The sequence below is a fragment of the Clostridioides sp. LIBA-6622 genome (genome assembly GCF_056716095.1).
In genome coordinates this window covers 2,158,157-2,179,794 of record NZ_CP196998.1, presented here as the reverse complement: position 1 = coordinate 2,179,794, position 21,638 = coordinate 2,158,157, and the positions used below count along the sequence as shown (strand labels likewise).

Here is a 21,638-nt window from a genome sequence, read left to right as displayed (position 1 = left end):
TTATAAATTTAAGAAGGGATGATAAGAATGAATAATAATAGTACAATTTCAAAATGGAATGAATATTTTATAGATACATATAATCAACCTAATTTTGTTATAGATTATGGTAAAGGAAGTTGCTTTTTTGATACTGATGGTAATAAGTATATAGATTTTACAAGTGGATATGGAGTATCCTCTCTTGGATATAGCAATAATAGTCTAAAAAATGCTTTAAAGGAGCAAGTAGATAAGTTGCTTCATACTTCAAATTTATATTTTAATGAACCTGTGTTATATGCTGGAGAGCAAATAATTAAAATAAGTGGAATGGATAAAGTATATTTTTGTAATTCTGGAACAGAAGCAAATGAAACAGCATTTAAAATAGCAAGAAAGTATAGTAGTGATAAATATGGTAAAGGTAGAGGAACCATTATAAGTTTAAAAGACTCTTTTCATGGTAGAACCATGATGTCTTTAATGGCAACTGGTATGGATAAATATCATAAATATTTTTATCCACTTCCCGAAGGGTTTAAGTATATAGAAAGAAATAATATTGAAGATTTAAAAAATAATATAGATTCAAGTGTTTGTGCAATAATCCTTGAAGCAATTCAAGGCGAAGGTGGAGTTAATGTGCTTGAGAAAGATTATGTTTTACAACTGGTAAAAATATGTAAAGAAAAAGATATAGTACTGATTTTTGATGAAGTCCAATGTGGTATAGCAAGAACTGGTAAGTTTTTTGGATATGAATACTTTGATGTAAAACCAGACATAGTTACAGTAGCGAAAGGATTGGGAGCGGGAATACCAATAGGGGGAGTACTGGTAAATGAAAATCTTTCAAAAGTACTAGGAAAAGGGGAGCAAGGTACAACCTTTGGAGGCAATTTATTAGCTATGGTGGCAGCTACAGTTGTATTAGATGAAATATCTAAAGAAGATTTTTATAAGGATATAATAGAAAAAGGTGATTATATAAGAAAATCTATTGAGGATTTTAATAGTGAAATTGTACTAAACACAAAAGGTCTTGGTTTGATGATAGGAATTGAAACCAGTATTGAATCTAGTATTATAGAAGAGAAAGCCAGAAAAAAAGGATTGCTTATTTTGACTGCTGGTAAAAATGTATTAAGATTTTTACCTCCATTAACAGTCACTTATAAAGAAATAAATGAGGCGCTTGAGATTTTAAAAGATATACTACTAGAAGTTAACTAAATATTCAAAAAATAAATAATTAAAATAAGGAATTAAGATATATAAAATAAATAACTTGCAAATTTAACTGAATTTAAAAAGTTTATAAAAAGGGGAGAATTAGTATGAATAATATAAGTTTAAAGGGAAAGAGTTTTTTAACATTAAAGGATTTCTCAAAAGAGGAAATCAGATATTTATTAACTTTATCTAGTTATTTAAAAACTAAGAAAAAGGTTGGCATAAAAGGAGATTTACTACAAGGGAAAAATATAGCTTTATTATTTGAGAAAACATCGACAAGAACTAGATGTTCATTTGAAGTAGCTGCTCATGATGAAGGAGCACATGTAACTTATCTAGGTCCTAATGATTGTCATATGGGAAAAAAAGAGTCTGTGTCTGACACAGCAAAAGTCTTAGGAAGATTTTATGATGGAATAGAGTTTAGAGGGTTTAAACAGGAAACAGTTGAAAGTCTAGCTAAATATTCAGGTGTACCTGTTTGGAATGGACTTACAGATGAATATCATCCAACACAAATACTAGCAGATTTTTTAACAGTAATTGAGAATGTAGATAAGGATTTGAATAAAGTTAAATTTGTGTATGTTGGTGATGGCAGAAATAATATGGGAAACTCATTAATGATAGGATGTGCTAAAATGGGAATTAATTTTGTGGCACTTGCACCTAAAGAACTTTGGCCAAATGAAGAATTAGTGAAAGATATGAAGGAAATAGCTAAGAAATCTAAAGGAGATATAAGATTGACTGAGAATATTGATGATGTAAAAGGTGCAGATGTTATATATACAGATGTATGGGTTTCTATGGGAGAAGAAGAACAATATCAAACAAGAATAAATCAACTGAAAGATTATCAGGTAAATATGGAGATGATAAAGAAAACTGAGAATGAAAATGTTATATTTTTACACTGTCTTCCAGCATTCCACGATTTAGAAACTAAAGTCGCTCAAGAAATTTATGAAAAATTTGGATTATCAGAGTTAGAGGTTACAGATGAGGTATTTAATTCAAAACATTCAAAGGTATTTGAAGAAGCTGAAAATAGAATGCATACTATAAAAGCAGTTATGGTTTCTACAATGACTGATGTAGACATGAACAACAGTTTAATATAGATACCATTTATCCTAGGTCTTATTTTAAGGAAAATACATAAAATATTCTAAATATATTATTCAAAAACTCTTATTATATGTTAAAATAACTTATGTATCAACAAATTAAGAGGGAGGATTTGAGATATGAAAAAAATCATATTAGTTTTAACAACTTTTTTATTAGCAATATCTGTAACAGCATGTTCAAGTGCAAAGCCAGAGGATACAATTGATAGTTTTTTTAACAGTGCCAAGAAGTTTGACTTTGAAGGCATGAATAAGGTAATGGAGAATAATGACGAAAAATATAAAGATGTATTAAAAGAATTAGATACAAAAGACCCAAATGCACAGTATGCTTTAGATTATCTAAAACAGAATGCATCTAAAATCACCTATACAATAAAAGATAGTGAGATTAAAGATGATAAGGCAACAATAAAAGTAGAATGTAAATTTGTAGATTCAACACCATTACTTAAAGAGATAGTAGCTGAAGCATTTACAAAGATGCTTGGTATGAGTTTTTCAGGACAAGACTTAACTGATGAAAAAACGACTGAAATGCTCGTATCAATTATGAAAGAAAAACAAAAAAGTGTTAAAGAGACGTATGTAACAAAAACTGTAGAGTTTGAATGTTCTAAAAAAGATAACAAATGGATAATAAGTTCAGCTAATGATGCAGTAGCTGATGTATTATTGTCTAATCTTGTTACAGCAGGACAAGAGTTCTCTAATTCTATGGGTAATATTCAATAGTAGAACCTGAAGTATAATAAATAGAAAAATATTTAAAAAGGATACCAGTCTTGGTATCCTTTTCTATTAAAATATTATAATATGTAGTTGAATTTTATATCATCAAAGAACTAAAATATAAAACTATAGGTTTATATTTTTTTAACTAAACAAACAACATGTACCTTTTCTAAAATATAGTATCTAAAAATTTATTTAGCTAGCTTTAGATATTTGTTGATAGTTGCCTCAGCTAAACATTTTGATGAATCAATAATATTAATTGAAGAATGAGATTTTTCGAAAACTACATTTAAGTCGGTACAAGCAATTATTATATTTTCAATAGATTCTTTTTTCACATCTTCAATAAGTTCATTCCAAATATGAATATTATAAGGATTTCCTTTATCTGTTTTTATATTTTGAATAAGAGTATTTAATTTTGTCTGCCACTCATCTTTAAATATAAAATCATGTCCATTATGTAGTATGCTATCTTGATAAATTGTAGATTCAAATGTTGAACTAGTTGAAAAAAGAGTTACTTTTTGTGAAGCAGTAGGAAGCTTTTTAACTGTTTCTTCTACAATATTTAACAGAGGTATCTTAATTGAATCTTTTAATTCTTTAAAGTATATATGTGCTGAATTACATGGCATAGCAATAAAATTTACTCCAATTGATTCAAGTTTTTGTAATCCATCAATAATAGTTTTTTTCATAAGTCCATGATTTATTGGATGGTCAATATAAAATGGAGTAGGTAAGGAATATATCATCATCTTTGGAAACTCATCATCATATTTTGCTCCATACTGCGATTGGCATTCATCAATAACTAAATCCACAAATGGTGCAGTTGACCTTGGACCCATTCCAGCTAAAATTCCAATTAATTTTTCATTCATAAAAAGTATCTCCTTAATGTACAGATTTATGTTAGGTATAAAATATCAAAATTGATTCTATAAGAGCAGAAGAGTCTGTTTTTATAATAGATAATATTATACAATTGCATAACATAAGGCAATAGCGACAATAGGTTTTTAATTGTATATTGGATTTAAAATTATTTTAAATCGAGATTATCTAATATTTTTAAAAATATTTTTATAGCAGTATCTAAGTCATCCACAGAAACATTTTCATCAGGATTATGACTTATCCCTCCAGCACATCTTATAAACACCATTCCAATATCAGTTATATGGTCCATTTCTTGAGCATCATGACCAGCTCCACTGTAGATATAAAAAGGGTTAAGATTTAAATCTGTAAAACTTTTTTCTATAGTTTTAGTTATTTTATTTGAACATGGTACAGGAACATTTTCAAAGGAAAGTTCACTTGTATAATTAAGCTTTCTATCTTCACAGATATGAGATATTTCATTGAATATCTTTTCTACTGAAGTATCAAGAATTTCTTGAGAACAAGAACGTACATCAAGTGTAAAATCAACTCTTTCAGGTACTACATTTGATGAAGATGGATAGAAATTCATTTTTCCAACAGTAGCAACTAAATTAGTAGTCATCTTAGCTATGTTTTCAATGGCTAACACACATTCACAGGCACAACATCCAGCATCAAATCTCATATCCATTGGTAATGTACCAGCATGTCCAGATTTGCCATTTACTGATATTTTAAAACTTTTAAATCCTGTAATACTTGATACAATTCCAGCAGGAAGAGATTCCTTTTCTAAGACAGGTCCTTGTTCGATATGAAATTCTAAATATGCGTCTATATCTTTTCTAGGATGTAAATTTATTAAGTTTTTATTATTAAACCCAAACTTTGTTACAGCTTCTTTAAGTGTAATTCCATTTTCATCAACAGATTTAAGAAGCTCCTCTTTAAAAGTACCAGCAAAAACTTTACTTCCCATTAAAGATGTTTCAAATCTAGTTCCTTCCTCTTCAGCGAAGGCAACTAACTTAATGTTGAAAGGATAAGACTTATTATTATTTTTTGCCTCTTCAAGTCCAATTAGAGGAACTATTATTCCTAGCATACCATCAAATATTCCTCCACATTTTACACTATCTTGATGAGATGCAACTACTAATGTAGGGGCATTGGGAGTATTAGATTTATATGTACCTATAACATTTCCAATATCATCAATTTCAATATCAAGATTCAAATCTTTCATCCATGAACTTATTAAATCAATAGATTTTTTATGTTCATCAGTTAATATAAGTCTTGTAAGACCATTTGTTGTTGAACTTATTTTTCCTAATGTTTGTAGATAATTCATACATTTTTGACCTAGCATGTGTACCTCCTAAATATGTATTTTTTTATTTTAGCTAATATTAGCTTTTATACTATAATTTATGAATTTTCAAATAGTTCAATATATACAATGAAACGCTATTTTTCAATGTTAACAATAATATAAAAGTTTACTTCTAATACTTTTATATCTAAGCCTTTCACTAACCAATAAGTATTTTATAGAAAGCCAATTGCCATGAGTAATACCTATTAAACCTGTAAGAATTTGACCTGTTTTATCTTGAGTATATATTCCTAAATCTACTGAACTTTCATTTTCAAGATTAGCAAGGTTATATTTTAATAATCCTTTGAAAATAAAATTTTCATCTTGCTTTTATATTTTTCTGTAATTTCTAATTATATGTTTAAATTGTATTCTCATAAAATTTTTTATCTATTTGTATTTTTTATCAAAATCAATTGAAATACTCTAGTTTAACATTATTCTAATAGTCATTTATGTGGATGTCAAATTAAGAAAATTTATTTTTAACTTTATATTGTTGAGATTGAAATTTTTAAAAACAAAATAGAGCTTTAATTCTATTAAAAATGACTAATAAATTTAGTAATCTTAGACATTAAGTATTAAAATAATTTAATTTACTGTGTACAAGAATTATTTTTAAACAGAGTCTTGCTTTTAGATTTAATAATGTAACCAATGATTAAGTTTATATGAAAATTATGTTGCATAAACATATTGATAAAATAGTGAGGTATTATTGAAGATAAATATTTAACTAAAAACTCCTAGTAGATATAAAAGATGAAAATAAAATACTATCAAAACGAAATTGATAGTATTTTTAATAAAACATTACTTAAACAATTTAAATAAAATCCTAAATAAAATAATTTATATTTCTTTTTTGCTATAAATCTTTGATGATATAAAATATGAAATCACAAATAGTAATATAGCAATGAATGGAAGCGAATATAGTAGTGTATTAAATATAATTTCTAGTGAAAGAGGTGAACTAATGGTTTCTAGAATACTTTTAGAAACTAATAAAAGTAATGTTGGAACTAAAAAACATAAAATCATTAATACACGAGCTTTTTCTGTACCAAATTTATAAACAAGTGGTAAGATAAGACTACCAAAACATATTGAAATAGATAAGACTAATGCATTAATAAGCAGAGTTTCACTTAATATAAAATTATGTTTAAAATAACCAATAATGATACTAAGTATAAGTGAAACCAATACACCAACGAAGCTAAATATTAACATAGTCAGATATTTACTTAGTACAATATCATTACGCTTAATAGGCATTGTAAGTACATAACTATCCCATTTATTTAAGTCATCATATGAGAATGTTGAAACAATCATTGTTGTGCATAGGACTACAATAATACCTACAAGATTATTAGCATCTCCTCCTCCAAAAGAAGATATAAGTCCAAACATAATTACAAATAAAAGTAGAAATTTTATATTGCCTTTTAAATTAATTAAATCTTTTAAAATTAAACCTTTCATTATTTATCACCTCTCACATAAAATAACATAATTTCTTCTATAGATGTATTGTCGACTACAAAGTTTGGATGTTTTGCTATAAACCTATATTTATCATTAAGAAGTACTTCATATCCAAATTGGCTTTTACGATAATATGAATAATCTTCCTTTGGAATATTATCAAAATCACTAGGTTTGCATTTTAAAATTCCCATATTATTAATTAATTCATCCTTATTTTCACTAAATACTATATTACCTTTATGTATAAATGTAATATAGTCTGCTATTTTATCTAAATCACTTGTAATATGTGAAGATAAAATAATAGAGTGTTCTTCATCTTGTATGAAATCTAAAAATATATCCAATATTTCTTCACGAACAATAGGGTCAAGTGAACTAGTTGCTTCATCTAGTATTAATAATTTTGGATTATGTGATAAAGCGACAGCAATACTAAGTTTCATTTTATTACCCTTTGAAAACTCCTTAATTAGCTTATTCTCTGGAACTCTTAATTTTTTTAAATAATCTTTGAATAATGTGTGATTCCAATTTTTATAGATTTTACTCATAATTTTTGATACATTATCTAGATTTAAATTTTCATGAAAATTGCTTCCCTCAAATACTACTCCAATTTGTTCTTTAATTTCTTTTTCATTTTTTTTGTTATCAAGGCCAAATATTTCTATATTTCCACTATCATAAGAAATTAAATTTAAAATTGCTTTTAATGTAGTTGTTTTTCCCGCGCCATTTTCACCTACAAATCCCATTATACTTCCTTTTGGTACTGAAAAAGATACATTTTGTAGACTAAAATCTTTATAAGTTTTATTTAAATTTTTTATACTTATTGCATCCATAATTATCATTCTCCCTTATATAATAAAAGTAAAATATCTTTTAACTCTTCATATGTAATACCACTACTTTTAGCTGTATCAACTGCTTTTTGTAGGTACTCCTCGATTAAACGAAATTGCTCTTCTTTCACAAAATCCATGTTTTTACTAGATACAAAGCTACCTTTGCCAGTAACTGTTTCAATAAATCCATCATGTTCTAAATCACTATATGCTCGTTTTGTAGTAATCACACTTATTCTAAGTTCTTTTGCCAATAGTCTCATACTTGGAAGAGCTGAGCCTTCTGGCAATTCTCCACTTATAATCATGCTTTTAATTTGTGTAGTAATTTGTTCATATATTGGCTTTCCACTTGAATTACTAATAACTATATTCAACAAGACACCTCCTTAAATTGTATATATAGTATATATACATTATATAAATATATATATAATATGTCAACTATTTTTAGAAAAAAGTAATTTGAATTATTGTATATTTGATAAAAGCATTTTATAAGATACTAGTTTTTTTAATATATTAAAATTTTTAAAAAAAATTTATAAATATTATTCTAAAATCTTATCAATAAATTGGAAATACTAATTTTAAAACCTAAGAAAGTTTAGCTTATAGGTAAATAAAAGTTTAGTTTAAAGATGAACTTTCTACATTTTTGCTTTTGACATACATATTTTTTTGTAATATATTTATATTATCAATTAGAGGTAAGGAGAGTGATAAGAGATATTTAATTTAGATAAGACATTAAAAAAAGACCTAAATCAAGAGTATACAGAGAGTAAAAGTTTAATTATGAATAAAAGTAAATATATGAATATTTGCTTTAAGAATTATATTAAGGTAGTAGAAGAAATGTATACTAAAAGAGATTTAATTCCATTAAAATTAATAAACTCTATGGATAAAAATAATAAGATTAGAAAAACACTAAATGAATTATCTTGTGAACTTGAATATCCAAAAACTTCTTTATCTTCATTGTTCACAGAGCTAAAAAAAATGGATTTTTTACAGAGAGTAAAAAATGGTGAGTATATGATAAATCCACATATAGCTTATAAAGGTAGTAGAGCTGATAAAGAAAGTTTATTAGCAGAATATAATCAGATAAAAAGACCTAGTAAGGTTAGTAAATAAGGAAGAAGGTTTTTATATGAGTTTAAAACTTGATAGAAATGTTCTACAGTGGTTTGATTATGTATTTGAAAATGAAAAAACTAGTTTAAGACACTACAATTTTGATTGTACATTAAAAGAGATTAGCCGTGCTAGTTTAAATAGAGTAGCTTTTATATTAGAAAAAAATAATTCTAGATACTGGAAGCTTTATTTTGAAATACCAGCTGAAGTCACTTTAAAACTTAAACAAAACATACATCCTTTATTTAGAGAGTATATATATGAACAAATATCACTGTATAATGATAATCAAATTTACAATTTTGTAAATTCAAACATATTAAAAGTGTTTAACAATATTGCTATTTATCAATATAATATTTTGGAAAATTTATATACTATTGATTTTAGAAAGAGTTTTATCGATAAATGTCAGTATTTATTAATTGGTGAAAAAAGACTTATAGATGAAGATTTATATTTGAGAGCAAAATCAAAAGATGTATTTGACTTTTTTAATTCAGATGAAACCTTTAATCTAACATTAAGCTTTGACATACAAAAGAATGAGAATTTACTCGATAGTCTTTTGGAGCTTAGGAAATCAATAATCATAAATGAGAGAATTTAATTTATTTGGATATAATATTAAAATGGAGGGATTTATATGGACGTAGAAAAAATGACTTTAAGAGTTCAAAAAAGTTTAAATGAGGCTTATAATGAAGCAGTAAAAAATCATAATCAACAAGTAGATGTAATTCATCTTTTTTCAGCACTTATTAATCAAGAAGATGGATTAATACCAAATATAATCGAAAAAATGAATATATCAATTGATTCTTTGAGAAATACTGTAAACATTGAACTTGATAAGCTTCCAAAAGTATATGGAGAAGGTGCTGACTCACAAGGCGTATCAGCTACTAGAAAAATAAATGAAGTACTTATAAAGGCTGAAAGTATTTCTAAAGAATATAAAGATTCATATATAAGTGTAGAGCATGTCATGCTTGCAATGATGGAAACAGAATCAAAATCAGTTGTTGGTAAAATATTAAAACAATATAATATAAATAAAAATGACTTTTTAAATGTATTATCACAAGTTAGAGGTAGTCAAAGAGTTGAAACACAAGACCCAGAAGGAACATATGATGCACTTGCTAGATATGGAACAAACTTAGTAGACTTAGCTAAGAAAAATAAGTTAGACCCTGTAATTGGAAGAGATGAAGAAATAAGAAGAATTATAAGAATTCTATCAAGAAGAACTAAAAATAATCCTGTGTTAATTGGTGAACCAGGTGTAGGTAAGACTGCAATTGTTGAAGGATTAGCAGAGAGAATTGTAAGAGGAGATGTGCCAGAAGGATTAAAAGACAAAATTGTATTCTCTCTTGATATGGGAGCTTTAATTGCTGGTGCAAAATATAGAGGAGAATTTGAAGAAAGATTAAAGGCAGTTTTAAAAGAAGTTCAAAGTTCTGATGGAAAGATTATATTATTTATAGATGAGATTCACACTATAGTTGGAGCTGGTAAAACAGAAGGTTCAATGGATGCAGGAAATCTTATTAAACCTATGCTTGCAAGAGGTGAATTAAATTGTATTGGTGCAACTACTTTTGATGAATATAGAAAATATATAGAAAAAGATAAGGCACTTGAAAGACGTTTTCAGCCTGTAATTGCAGAAGAGCCTACTGTTGAAGATACAATATCTATACTTAGAGGTTTAAAAGAAAGATTTGAGATACACCATGGAGTAAGAATACATGATAATGCTATTGTGGCAGCGGCAAAACTTTCTCATAGATATATACAAGATAGATTTTTACCAGATAAAGCAATTGATTTAATTGATGAAGCAGGAGCTATGATTCGTAGTGAAATAGATTCATTACCAACAGAATTGGATGTTGTAAGAAGAAAGCTATTTATGCTAGAAACTGAAAGAGAAGCATTACTTAAAGAAAATGATGATAAAAGTAAGTCAAGATTGGATGATATTCAAAAAGAAATAGCAGAATTAAAATCTAAAAATGATGAAATGACTGCTAAATATGAAAAAGAAAAGAGTCAAATTTTAGATATTAAAAACTTGAAAGCTCAATTGGATGAAGCTAAAGGTAAAGCTGAAAAATATGAGAGAGAATATGATTTCAATAAAGCAGCTGAGGTTAAGTATGGCGAAATACCTAAATTAGAAGAACAAATAAAGAATTATGAAGAAAACATGAAAGATGGTTCTGAAAATTCACTTTTAAAGGAAGAAGTAACTGAAGAGGAAATATCTAGTATTGTATCAAAATGGACAGGTATACCAGTAACTAAACTAGTTGAAGGTGAAAGAGAAAAATTACTTAAGCTAGAAGAAGAACTTCACAAAAGAGTTATAGGGCAGGATGAAGCAGTTACAGCAGTTTCAAATGCGGTAATACGTGCAAGAGCTGGTCTAAAAGATGAAAGAAAACCAATTGGTTCATTTATTTTCTTAGGACCTACAGGTGTTGGTAAAACTGAACTCGCAAAAACTCTTGCCAGAAATTTATTTGATAGTGAAGATAATATAATTAGAATTGATATGTCTGAGTACATGGAAAAACATGCTGTATCAAGATTAGTTGGACCTCCTCCAGGATATGTTGGATATGAAGAAGGAGGACAACTTACAGAAGCAGTTAGACGTGCTCCTTATTCTGTAATATTATTTGATGAGATAGAAAAAGCACATGAGGATGTATTTAATATGTTCTTACAAATATTAGATGATGGTAGACTTACTGATAATAAAGGTAAGACTGTAGACTTTAAAAATACTCTTATAATAATGACTTCTAATATAGGAAGTAATTATTTATTAGAAGCAGGAGGAAATATAACAGAGACTACTAACAATTTGGTAATGAATGAAATGAAGCACAGATTTAAACCTGAGTTTTTAAATAGAGTAGATGACATTATAATGTTCAAACCTCTAGACCAAGAAAATATCAAGAAAATTATAGATATATTTATGGCAGATTTAAAAAATAGATTAAAAGAAAAAGATATTAATGTTGAAGTTACAGATTCAGCTAAAGATGTTATGGTGAGAGAGGGATATGACCCTGTATATGGAGCAAGACCTCTTAAGAGGTATATAGGAAATACATTAGAAACTGTGATTGCAAAGAAACTTATTGCTGGAGAAGTGTATAATGGATGTACTATAGTTATAGATGGAAAAGATGAAAATATAGAAGTTCTAGTTAAATAATGAAAAAAAGAAGCAGGATACAATATATCAGATATTTTATCCTGCTTATTTTGATTTATAAACTATAATAAGATATATGCTTTATCAAACTAATAAAAATATTTTTAAATAAGTATATTCAAATTAAATTTTATTCAAAGTCAGCATTTTAACAAGTTTTCTATAATATATTTATAGTTTTAAGATACTCATAACTTTAGTATAATTGTAAAAAATTATTGTTCATTTTTATCCTGTTTAAATAAATAAAAACCAATTAATATTGCACCTATTAAGCAAAGAAGTGTAATAATGATATAAACATTTCTCATTCCAAATATAAATATCTTATCATTACCAATTATATAATCATTAACCCTATACCCAGCTTTAATACTCATAAAATTATATAAAAGTGTTGTAGAAATAGTAATACCTATAACTTGACCTAAATTTCTTACAAGGGAATTTATACTTCCAACAACTCCTAATTTGCTTTTAGGACAATTTGACATTATCAAAGAATTGTTGGCAGGTTGAAATATAGATTGTCCTATTGATATTATTGATACAGAAATCACAAATAAAATAAGAATAGAGCTCTCCTCTAATCTTGACATTAAGAAAAATCCAAAACTCATAACAATAAGACCAACTAAAATAATTTTTTCTGACTTAATTTTATCTGATATATTCCCAAATACTGGTGAAAAAATGGCTAAAATTAAAGGTGATAATATCATAAATAAACCTGCATGAATGGGTGAAAGTTTCATAGTATTTTGTAAATAAAATGGAATTAGAATACTAGATGATGCAATACAAATGAATGATGTAAGAGCACAGACTAAATTCAACGAAAAATTTAAATTTCTAAAAATTCCAAGGTCAAGAAGTGGTTGAGGATGTCTTTTTTCTAATATCAAAAATAATATAATAAAAATAATTGATAATAATAGTGAAATTAATATATATGGATTTAGCAATCCTATTTGTTGAGCACTAATTAGAGCACTAAAAAATAGTGTTGTTCCTAAAAATTGAAGTATAGCACCATTCTTATCCATCTTTTCCGAAGTTTTTTTATTATTTGGAAGAAATTTTGTATTTAAAAATATTACAATAATACCTATTGGAATATTTATAAAGAATATAAAATTCCAATTAAACATTGATAAAATAAATCCTCCTATGGATGGTCCAACCATATTGCCAAGAGCAACAGCAGTAACTAAAATTCCTAAAGCTTTACCTCTACTTTCTTTTGGAAATAATTCTGTAATAATTCCATGATTATTTGCCATGTAGGCAGAAGCGCCTATTCCTTGAATAAAACGACAAATTATAAGTAAAGTTAAAGAATTACTTAATCCACATAATAATGAAGCTATTGTAAAAAGAATAGTGCCTACTTGAAATATTCTAGATTTACCAAGAATATCTCCAAGTCTTCCAAAAAATAGTAGTGTCGAACAAATAATAATTGAATAACTTGCTATTACCCATTCAATAGATGATAGAGAGACATTTAATTTACTTGCAAGAACTGGAAGTGCTACATTTATAATACTAGAATCCAATGTTGCCATAAAAGTCATTGCTATAACTACAAATAAAACTGTTGTATTTTTTTTGTTTTCTTTAAAAGATTTTGTCATTTTTATTACCTCCTTATTATAATGACTAGCATTATTTTGATGTTTACAATAATAATTACATTTTATATAATATCGATATGAAATAATGAATACAACAACGATATTGCTTATAATTAGCACTATTTTGATAAGAGGTAAATAATGAATGATAAAAACACGTATTTTGATAGAAAAGGTCAAGAAAGCTTCATAGATATTTTTTTAAAAGAGGATATTAAAAATGGAGAAAATTTTAAAAGACATTGGCATGAGCATATACAAATATATTATTTTGTTGATGGTATAGCGTACTTAGAATGTGGTTTGAGTAATTTTAAAGTAGTGCCTGGAAATATTGTAATAGCAAATAGTAATGAATTGCATTATTTAGAAAGCCTATCAGATAATCTAAAATTCTACACTATTCGTATTGAACCTAGTTTTCTTTTTAGTAATCAAGTTGATTTGTTACAAACTAAGTACTTAGCACCATTAACTCTAAATCGTATTGTATTTAAGAATTTAATTCAAAACGATTCTTTTATTTTAAAATACATTAAAGCTACACTTGATGAATATCACAATAAAGAAATTGGATATGAGTTATCTATAAAAGCTAATATCTATCAATTGATAGTATTCTTGTTAAGAAATTATGTTGATAAAATGTTTTCTGAAGAAGAATTTATAGAAAGAAAATATTCTTTAGAAAAATTTGAATGTATATTTGATTTGATAGAAGAAAAATATATGGATAAAATTACACTAAAAGAACTTGCTAGCAATATGAATTTGAGTGTACATCATTTTTGTAGAACATTCAAACAAATAACAGGTAAGACGACAACTGATTATATAAATGGAGTCAGACTTGATAAGGCTATATATTATTTAAAACAAACAGATTTAAACATGACAGAAATTGCTATGAGATGTGGTTTTGATAGTATAAATTATTTTAGTCGTTTATTTAAAAAGAATTATGATATATCTCCAACCAAATATAGACATGAGCATAGGGATACTTGTAGTATTATTTTAAAGAAGTAATAATAAATAAGCTATAAATGTACTTTATAGAAAATATAGGATTTTGAGTTTTTTATAAATATTGATAAAATCTATGATATAAAAGAGCAAGATTATTAATGAGATTTAGCAGTAAATGAATATGAAAGGATATTATACCTAATGAAAAATATTTTTTATTATGAAACCAAGATTGGGAAAATAGGAATAGCAGAAAAAAATAATTGTATTACAAATTTGTTTTTTGACACATCTATTTTAAATTCTAAAGAATACTTGGTCAAAGAAACCGAAATTATAAAAGAAGCAAGCAAACAACTAAAGGAATATTTAGATGGGAATAGAAAAGAGTTTGATTTGCCTTTAGAGTTGTTAGGAAGTGAGTTTAGTAAAAAAGTTTGGAATGAGCTTTGTAAAATTCCGTATGGAGAAACAAGGACTTATACAGAGTTAGCAAGTATAATTAATAATCCTAAAGCATACAGGGCTGTAGGAATGGCAAATAGCAAAAATCCTATTTCTATTTTTATACCTTGTCACAGACTTGTAGGTTCTAATGGTAGCTTGAGAGGTTATCTAGGAGGAATAAAGGTAAAGGAATATTTATTGAAACTTGAAAAAGAGAATAAATAATATATATAAAAATAAAAGTTTAAAACAATGCTTATTATAGAAAAACTAAATTTTATTTGAAAAATTACAAATAAGCCAAATGAACATAAAAGATTTATATATTTATAAAAAATTTTATAATAAAAATTATCTTGAAAAATATATAAAAATATAAAAAATATACAAGATTCTACAATAATAGATTTTTTTGTTATCATTACGAGTTTTTTATTGCATCTGTAGAATAAAAGTATTATTATATAGTTAAGATAATTATCTAGGGATATTTTGGATAATAATGATATGTTTTATAAAATAAAAATATAATTACATAAACTTTATTAAGAAATTGTTGGAAATTTCTGACTAACATTAAGAACGTAAGTTTGTTGGGGGATGGTGTATGTGGAAAAATCAAATACTACTGTTACAAGAAAAGAAAAAATTGAAGATATAGGAATGAAATTAGATTATTTATTGAGTGAAGATATTACTTTTTATGAATTATTACTTGAGGTTTTGAATAAAGAAAAAGAAGAGAATTAATTCTCTTCTTTAAGAAATCTTTTTAGATAAGCATTATCAATCATTTTTTCTATAGCTTCTCTATCTTCTTTTTCAAGAGAATATATTTTTTCTAATAGTTTTTTTGTTTTTTCACTGACTGCTAAGTTCTCTATGATTAATTTATCTTCTTTACTTATCTTTGTACTTTCATTTACACCCAGTAAATAATCAGTGGATGTCTTCAATTCTTTTGCCAATCTTACTATAATTTCACTTTTAGGTTCTCGTAAATTATTTTCATAACGTGATAAACTAGCCTCAGTTATACCGACTTTAGTAGCAAGTTCTTTTTGATTTATATCCAATTTTTTTCGTAAATTTGATATTCTATCTCCTAAACTTTCCATATGTACATCACTCCTTACCGAAATTATAAGTTATTTTTATAAAAAGTAAAATAAAATTACCAAAAATATAAAAAAAAAAGATTAAAATAATAAAATATATTGAAAATTACCATTTGTATATGTATAATATGAATTATACAAATGGTAATTGATAAAGAGGTGATATTCTGAAAATAAAAATATAAATAATTAATAGATATATACTACTTAGATACATTTAATTTGAATATAAATAAATATTTCAATAATAAAATTACCAAATGTATAAGACGATACTATAGTATTAACAATTTGATGTTTCAATAAATTTAAATGTTTAAATAAGTTAGAAATTAATTATATGAAATTGATTCTTATAAATTAAAATAAGTTGAGTAGATGGAGGAATTAATGTGATAATAATTAGAAGTCAAGATAAAACTGATTTAATGCAGGCTAATCAAATTAAAATAAATGATAGTGAAGTTTATGTAGTATTTGAAAGATTTAATACTATAAAAATAGGAACTTATGAAAGTAATGCAAGAGCCATACAAGTGTTGGATAATATACAAAGTTTTATTGAGAATGGAACAAAATATGATTACATAACAGCTAACAAAGTTAGATATAATATTAATAAAATATTTCAGATGCCAATTAAATAGTGAGTGTGTGTTTTATGCTTAAGAATTAAAGCCTTCTTTTCTTTATAGAAATAGGAAAGAAGGCTTTAGATATTTATGAATATTGAAGTATTTTTGTTTTTAAATTCTTATTATTTAATAGTATATTAGCGACCAATTAAATAACAAGAATTCTCCTAAAACGGCCAATATTAAATATATGATAGCTTCATTTTTATAAAGAGAGGTATTTTTTTTATTTATATCATCATCCATTGTAATAGCAATTTCATCTTGAATGATATTTTTACAGATAGGTGCTAAAATAGTATTTTTTTTCAATAGATTAAATAACTTACTTACACATACCCATATAAAATATCCTAAAATAGCCCCTAATGTATTCATCATTAAATCGTCAATATCTGTAGTTCTAAGGTTAAATAATTGAAAAAATTCAATTGCTAAAGAGAAACCTAATCCAGTTATTGATACATTATTAATATTTCTAAATTCTTTCCAAATTAAAGGAAGTAAGAATCCTAAGGGCATAAACATAATTATATTTAAAACATATGTTAAAGCGCCAACTGAACTAAATGGTATTATATTTATTTCATTAAGTCTAATAATTTCGCTGTACTTTCCTATATCCCATATGCTACCAATACCAGCTTTACTAAGTGCTAAGTAAATATATAATAAAAAAATGTATACCCATATTAAATGTATTACTGCATTCTTTTTGCACTTCAAGTTTTTTCTTTTTATGACAATTATTTGATATATTAAGCAAGGAAGTATAGCGCAAAGAAATGAATAAAGTGTCCACATAATTGTATTTTATCTCCTTTCAAAATTTATGTTTTTAGCTATATAACTGCTATCTTTATATTAAGCTTTAAATTTTAAAAATCTTTTAATAAAATCTTAAAAATTTATTAATTTATAAAAATATATTATTAATCTTAATAAAATACAGAAAATCAAACCTCCTATACTTATATGTAGATGCTTAAAAAATTTTATCATATGCATAAATATTATAAATATATGGAAATAATAATAGTATATTTTGGTAAAATAGGAGGGATTCTATGAAATGGATTAAATGGTATAGTATTACATGTATATGTATTTTTATACTTGTAGCTTTTTATATACTAATATTTCCTAGTAAAGTAAAGTCGATTGATACTTCATCTGCATATAGTTTTATTGAAAAGAAAATTCCAAAAAGTGCAGTATATCAAGGTTACAAGAAGAACCCAATAAATGGAACTACTACAATTTATTACAGCTACAATAATTCAACTCATATAGTTAAATTTTCGCATCCAGAAGAAGGTTCAAGAGAAATTGACTGGAATAAAGTTTCAAATATTAGATTTGATTAAAGTAAAAGTATTCAAAAAATACAAATGCTAAAAAGTTAAATATATAAAACAAAAAACTTCTTTAGAGTGCATATATTTAGTATGATTGGAGTTATTATTTTTAGGAAATAAATTTCAGCTTATTGAGTAGTTAATCAAAATGATTAACTACTTTTTTGTACCACAACAGGAGTATAAATTTAAGTAGACAATATGGTTGTCAATTCCTTACACCAGAAAAATAAAAATTACCATCAAAACATATGAAAGTGAAAGTATATTAAAAATATAATTATATAATCCAATTGTATAATATATTTGTAGTAAATCGTAATAATTTTACATTAATATATACTAATATTTTTTAGATTTTTCGTAATTAATTGATAGAAAAATGTATTATAATAATATTATGAAAATTTAAAAAAGTAAGAAAGAGGTAATATTATGAGAAGTGATATAAAAAAAGGAATAGAAGGAGCTCCAAAGAGAGCATTAATGTATGGAATGGGTCTTACTAAAGAGGAAGTTGAAAGACCTTTAATAGGTATAGTAAATGCACAGAATGAAGTAATTCCTGGTCATCTACATCTTGATGAAATAGCAGAAGCAGCAAAAAATGGAGTTAGAATGAGTGGTGGTTTACCATTAGAATTTCCAGCTATAGGAGTGTGTGATGGTATAGCTATGGGACATGTTGGAATGAATTATTCACTTGCTTCAAGAGAATTAATAGCAGATTCAATAGAAGCTATGGCTATGGCACATGGTTTTGATGCCTTAGTACTTATACCTAATTGTGATAAGATAGTACCAGGAATGTTAATGGCAGCTGCAAGACTTAATATACCAAGTATTGTTGTGAGTGGAGGACCTATGCTTTCAGGCAAAAAAAATGGAAAAGTATATGACTTTAACTCTGCGATGGAAGGTGTCGGAGCATGTAAAGATGGAACAATGAGTGAAGTCGAATTAGAAGAATTAGCTATGAACTCTTGTCCTGGATGTGGTTCATGTTCTGGACTTTTTACAGCAAATAGCATGAATTGTTTGACAGAAGCATTAGGTATGGGAATTCCATATAATGGTACTGCTGCATCACATTCTGGAGAAAGAAAAAGAATAGCAAAATATGCAGGTATGTATGTTATGGAACTACTTAAAAATGATATAAAACCTAGAGATATTTTAACAGTAGATGCGTTTAAAAATGCAATAACTGTAGATATGGCAATGGCTGGTTCTACAAATACAGTACTTCATTTGCCTGCAATAGCTTATGAAGCAGGAATAGAACTTAACTTAGATTTTTTCGATGAAATAAGTGAGAAGACTCCTTGTTTAACAAAATTAAGTCCAAGTGGTAAGCATCATATTGAAGATTTACATATGGCAGGAGGAATTCCAGCTATAATGAATGAGCTCTCTAAGATAGAAGGAATAAACTTAGACTGTAAAACTGTGACAGGTAAGACTATAGGAGAAAATATAAGAAACTGTAGAATAGAAAATGAGGAAGTAATACATACATTAAAAAATCCATATAGCGACCAAGGTGGTCTTGCAATCTTGAGAGGAAATCTTGCTACACATGGGGCAGTTGTAAAAAAATCAGCAGTTGCAGAAGAAATGTTAGTTCATGAAGGACCAGCAAGAGTTTTTAATTCAGAAGAAGAAGCTGTAAGCGCTATATTTGGTAAAAAAATAAATAAAGGTGATGTTATAGTTATAAGATATGAAGGACCAAAAGGAGGTCCAGGAATGAAAGAAATGTTATCTCCTACTTCAGCAGTTGCAGGAATGGGACTTGATAAACACGTTGCGCTTCTTACTGATGGGCGTTTTTCAGGAGCAACTAGAGGAGCATCTATAGGTCACATTTCTCCAGAAGCTATGGAAGGAGGTTTAATTGGAATAGTTGAAGAGGGTGATATAATTTCTATCAATATATCTGATAAAAAATTAGAGTTAAAAGTAAATGAAATTGAAATAGAAAATAGAAGATTAAAATTTAGACCTTTAGAGCCAAAGATAAAACATGGATACTTAAGTAGATATGCTAAACTGGTAACATCAGCAAATACAGGAGCAGTGTTGAAATAGTAGATTATGTCTAAGAGATTTAACTCATATAAGGATATTGAACTTCTTACATGTTGAAATGTAAATATATGTAAATTTTTTCTTTTAATATAATTATCTAAATATTATTTTATATACAGTAAAATATGACTCCTAAAAATAAAAAATACATCATAAATATAAATAAGTGGATATAAGTTATTAATTTGATTTATAAACTTATCATGAAAGCAAATTTATAATATTTATAAGTAATAAAATTTTTAGGAGGATATATATACAATGAATAAAAGAATGAAACTAATTCCCTATGAAATAAATGAGAATTTAAGAGGAGCAAAGAATAAGTTTCCATATGGAATAAAACAAATGAATGCTAGAGGAATGTGGGATGAAGGATATACTGGCAAAAATATCGTAATTAGTATAATAGATACAGGCTGCGACGTTTCTCACCCTCTTTTAAAAGGTAAAATAATTGGTGGTGCGAACTTTAGTGATGATAGTAATGGAAATAAAAATATATATGAAGATTTTAATGGACATGGAACTCACGTAGCAGGGATTATAGCTGCATCTAATTATAATAATGAGGTTATGGGGGTAGCTCCAAATTGTAAACTATTAATAGCAAAGGCGTTAAACAAAGATGGTGTTGGGACATATCAAAGTATAATTAATGCTGTTAATTTTTCTGTAAATAACAAAGTTGATATTATATCTATGTCTCTTGGAGGAAATAAAGATGATAAAAATTTAAGAAATGCAGTTTTACAAGCGGTAAAGAACAATATTTCTGTAGTGTGTGCAGCAGGAAATAATGGAGATGGAGACTCTAGTACAAGTGAGTATAGTTATCCTGCCAGCTATGCTGAGGTAATAGAAGTAGGTGCAATAAATGAAAATTATTTAGTTGAAAAGTTTAGCAATTCAAATACTACAATAGATTTGGTTGCGCCAGGAAGAAATATTATATCAACTTATATGGATAATAAACTTGCTATTATGAGTGGTACTAGTATGAGTGCACCATATGTATCAGGGTCACTAGCATTAATTAAAGAATGGGCTAGAGAAGAATTTGAAAGAGATTTAGATGAAGCTGAGTTATATGCTCAATTAATAAAATGTACAAGAGCACTTGGAATACCTAGAACAGAACAAGGGAATGGGTACTTATATTTAAATCTTTATAAATACAAGAATACCAGTAAAAGATAATTTCTAATATGACGATAAAATATAGATACTATATATATTCAATATAAATATTGATAAGTATCTAATTGTAGAGTTTTGTAG

At 26.5% G+C, this 21,638-nt stretch carries 21 protein-coding genes; 13 read left to right on the top strand and 8 right to left on the bottom strand.

Going from position 1 to position 21,638, the window contains the following annotated elements; translation table 11 throughout:
* Positions 1-27 precede the first annotated feature (27 nt).
* From ACTG47_RS10540 to ACTG47_RS10530, 3 genes are all read left to right on the top strand, one after another.
* On the top strand, positions 28-1,215 hold the full coding sequence (locus tag ACTG47_RS10540; RefSeq protein ID WP_479924504.1) for an aspartate aminotransferase family protein: 1,188 nt from the start codon (positions 28-30) through the stop codon (positions 1,213-1,215).
* 104 nt (positions 1,216-1,319) lie between these two features.
* Positions 1,320-2,342, top strand: coding sequence for an ornithine carbamoyltransferase (gene argF / locus ACTG47_RS10535; protein ID WP_479924503.1), 1,023 nt, complete (start codon positions 1,320-1,322; stop codon positions 2,340-2,342).
* 126 nt (positions 2,343-2,468) lie between these two features.
* Positions 2,469-3,086, top strand: coding sequence for a nuclear transport factor 2 family protein (locus tag ACTG47_RS10530; protein WP_169468932.1), 618 nt, complete (start codon positions 2,469-2,471; stop codon positions 3,084-3,086).
* A 191-nt stretch (positions 3,087-3,277) separates the two neighbouring features.
* Here ACTG47_RS10530 and ACTG47_RS10525 read toward each other — a convergent pair whose 3' ends face one another.
* The 5 genes from ACTG47_RS10525 to ACTG47_RS10505 form a co-directional block, all read right to left on the bottom strand.
* Positions 3,278-3,976 carry an aspartate/glutamate racemase family protein gene (locus ACTG47_RS10525; RefSeq protein ID WP_479924502.1) on the bottom strand — a complete coding sequence of 233 codons (699 nt, stop codon included), beginning with the start codon at positions 3,974-3,976 and terminating at the stop codon, positions 3,278-3,280.
* Between the two features lie 161 nt (positions 3,977-4,137).
* The gene (locus tag ACTG47_RS10520) at positions 4,138-5,355 is read right to left on the bottom strand and encodes a M20 family metallo-hydrolase (RefSeq protein WP_479924501.1); all 1,218 of its coding nucleotides are present in this window, start codon (positions 5,353-5,355) and stop codon (positions 4,138-4,140) included.
* Between the two features lie 864 nt (positions 5,356-6,219).
* Positions 6,220-6,858: an ABC-2 transporter permease gene (locus ACTG47_RS10515; protein ID WP_479924500.1), complete on the bottom strand. Its 639-nt coding sequence runs from the start codon at positions 6,856-6,858 to the stop codon at positions 6,220-6,222.
* On the bottom strand, positions 6,858-7,721 hold the full coding sequence (locus ACTG47_RS10510; protein ID WP_479924499.1) for an ABC transporter ATP-binding protein: 864 nt from the start codon (positions 7,719-7,721) through the stop codon (positions 6,858-6,860). The genes ACTG47_RS10515 and ACTG47_RS10510 overlap by 1 nt, the downstream gene beginning before the upstream one ends.
* Positions 7,718-8,092 carry a GntR family transcriptional regulator gene (locus ACTG47_RS10505; protein ID WP_479924498.1) on the bottom strand — a complete coding sequence of 125 codons (375 nt, stop codon included), beginning with the start codon at positions 8,090-8,092 and terminating at the stop codon, positions 7,718-7,720. Before ACTG47_RS10505 ends, ACTG47_RS10510 begins: the two co-directional genes overlap by 4 nt.
* Positions 8,093-8,513: 421 nt before the next feature.
* On the opposite strand from ACTG47_RS10505, the gene ACTG47_RS10500 reads away from it, so the two are divergent.
* The 3 genes from ACTG47_RS10500 to clpB are packed head-to-tail and all read left to right on the top strand — an operon-like array spanning position 8,514 to position 12,102.
* The gene (locus ACTG47_RS10500) at positions 8,514-8,858 is read left to right on the top strand and encodes a replication/maintenance protein RepL (RefSeq protein WP_479924497.1); all 345 of its coding nucleotides are present in this window, start codon (positions 8,514-8,516) and stop codon (positions 8,856-8,858) included.
* Positions 8,859-8,874: 16 nt separating this feature from the next.
* On the top strand, positions 8,875-9,471 hold the full coding sequence (locus ACTG47_RS10495) for a hypothetical protein (protein WP_169468946.1): 597 nt from the start codon (positions 8,875-8,877) through the stop codon (positions 9,469-9,471).
* Positions 9,472-9,507: 36 nt separating this feature from the next.
* Positions 9,508-12,102, top strand: a complete 2,595-nt coding sequence (clpB, locus tag ACTG47_RS10490) for an ATP-dependent chaperone ClpB (RefSeq protein WP_479924496.1) — start codon at positions 9,508-9,510, stop codon at positions 12,100-12,102.
* 215 nt (positions 12,103-12,317) lie between these two features.
* Here the strand turns inward: clpB and ACTG47_RS10485 are convergent, their stop codons facing one another.
* The gene (locus ACTG47_RS10485; protein ID WP_479924495.1) at positions 12,318-13,859 is read right to left on the bottom strand and encodes an MFS transporter; all 1,542 of its coding nucleotides are present in this window, start codon (positions 13,857-13,859) and stop codon (positions 12,318-12,320) included.
* Positions 13,860-13,880: 21 nt separating this feature from the next.
* Between ACTG47_RS10485 and ACTG47_RS10480 the strand changes: the two genes are divergently transcribed.
* The 3 genes from ACTG47_RS10480 to ACTG47_RS10470 all read left to right on the top strand — a co-directional run bounded on the left by ACTG47_RS10480 (position 13,881) and on the right by ACTG47_RS10470 (position 15,905).
* Complete coding sequence (locus tag ACTG47_RS10480) at positions 13,881-14,768, top strand: AraC family transcriptional regulator (protein WP_479924494.1); 888 nt, start codon at positions 13,881-13,883, stop codon at positions 14,766-14,768.
* Positions 14,769-14,909: 141 nt separating this feature from the next.
* The gene (locus ACTG47_RS10475; protein WP_479924493.1) at positions 14,910-15,380 is read left to right on the top strand and encodes a methylated-DNA--[protein]-cysteine S-methyltransferase; all 471 of its coding nucleotides are present in this window, start codon (positions 14,910-14,912) and stop codon (positions 15,378-15,380) included.
* A 384-nt stretch (positions 15,381-15,764) separates the two neighbouring features.
* A complete protein-coding gene (locus ACTG47_RS10470; RefSeq protein ID WP_479927099.1) occupies positions 15,765-15,905 on the top strand; it encodes a hypothetical protein in 141 nt (46 codons plus the stop codon).
* Here the strand turns inward: ACTG47_RS10470 and ACTG47_RS10465 are convergent.
* Positions 15,902-16,273, bottom strand: a complete 372-nt coding sequence (locus tag ACTG47_RS10465; RefSeq protein ID WP_169468956.1) for a helix-turn-helix domain-containing protein — start codon at positions 16,271-16,273, stop codon at positions 15,902-15,904. The genes ACTG47_RS10470 and ACTG47_RS10465 overlap by 4 nt on opposite strands.
* A gap of 392 nt (positions 16,274-16,665) precedes the next feature.
* Between ACTG47_RS10465 and ACTG47_RS10460 the strand changes: the two genes are divergently transcribed.
* Positions 16,666-16,920: a hypothetical protein gene (locus ACTG47_RS10460; RefSeq protein WP_169468958.1), complete on the top strand. Its 255-nt coding sequence runs from the start codon at positions 16,666-16,668 to the stop codon at positions 16,918-16,920.
* A 114-nt stretch (positions 16,921-17,034) separates the two neighbouring features.
* On the opposite strand, the gene ACTG47_RS10455 is transcribed toward ACTG47_RS10460, so the two are convergent.
* The gene (locus ACTG47_RS10455; protein ID WP_479924492.1) at positions 17,035-17,634 is read right to left on the bottom strand and encodes a VanZ family protein; all 600 of its coding nucleotides are present in this window, start codon (positions 17,632-17,634) and stop codon (positions 17,035-17,037) included.
* A gap of 341 nt (positions 17,635-17,975) precedes the next feature.
* Here ACTG47_RS10455 and ACTG47_RS10450 point away from each other — a divergent pair, with 341 nt between their 5' ends.
* From ACTG47_RS10450 to ACTG47_RS10440, 3 genes are all read left to right on the top strand, one after another.
* Complete coding sequence (locus ACTG47_RS10450) at positions 17,976-18,275, top strand: hypothetical protein (protein ID WP_479924491.1); 300 nt, start codon at positions 17,976-17,978, stop codon at positions 18,273-18,275.
* A gap of 426 nt (positions 18,276-18,701) precedes the next feature.
* A complete protein-coding gene (ilvD, locus tag ACTG47_RS10445; RefSeq protein WP_479924490.1) occupies positions 18,702-20,357 on the top strand; it encodes a dihydroxy-acid dehydratase in 1,656 nt (551 codons plus the stop codon).
* Between the two features lie 261 nt (positions 20,358-20,618).
* Entirely contained in the window at positions 20,619-21,557 is a 939-nt protein-coding gene (locus tag ACTG47_RS10440; RefSeq protein WP_479924489.1) for a S8 family peptidase, read from the top strand.
* The last annotated feature ends 81 nt before the right edge of the window (positions 21,558-21,638 follow it).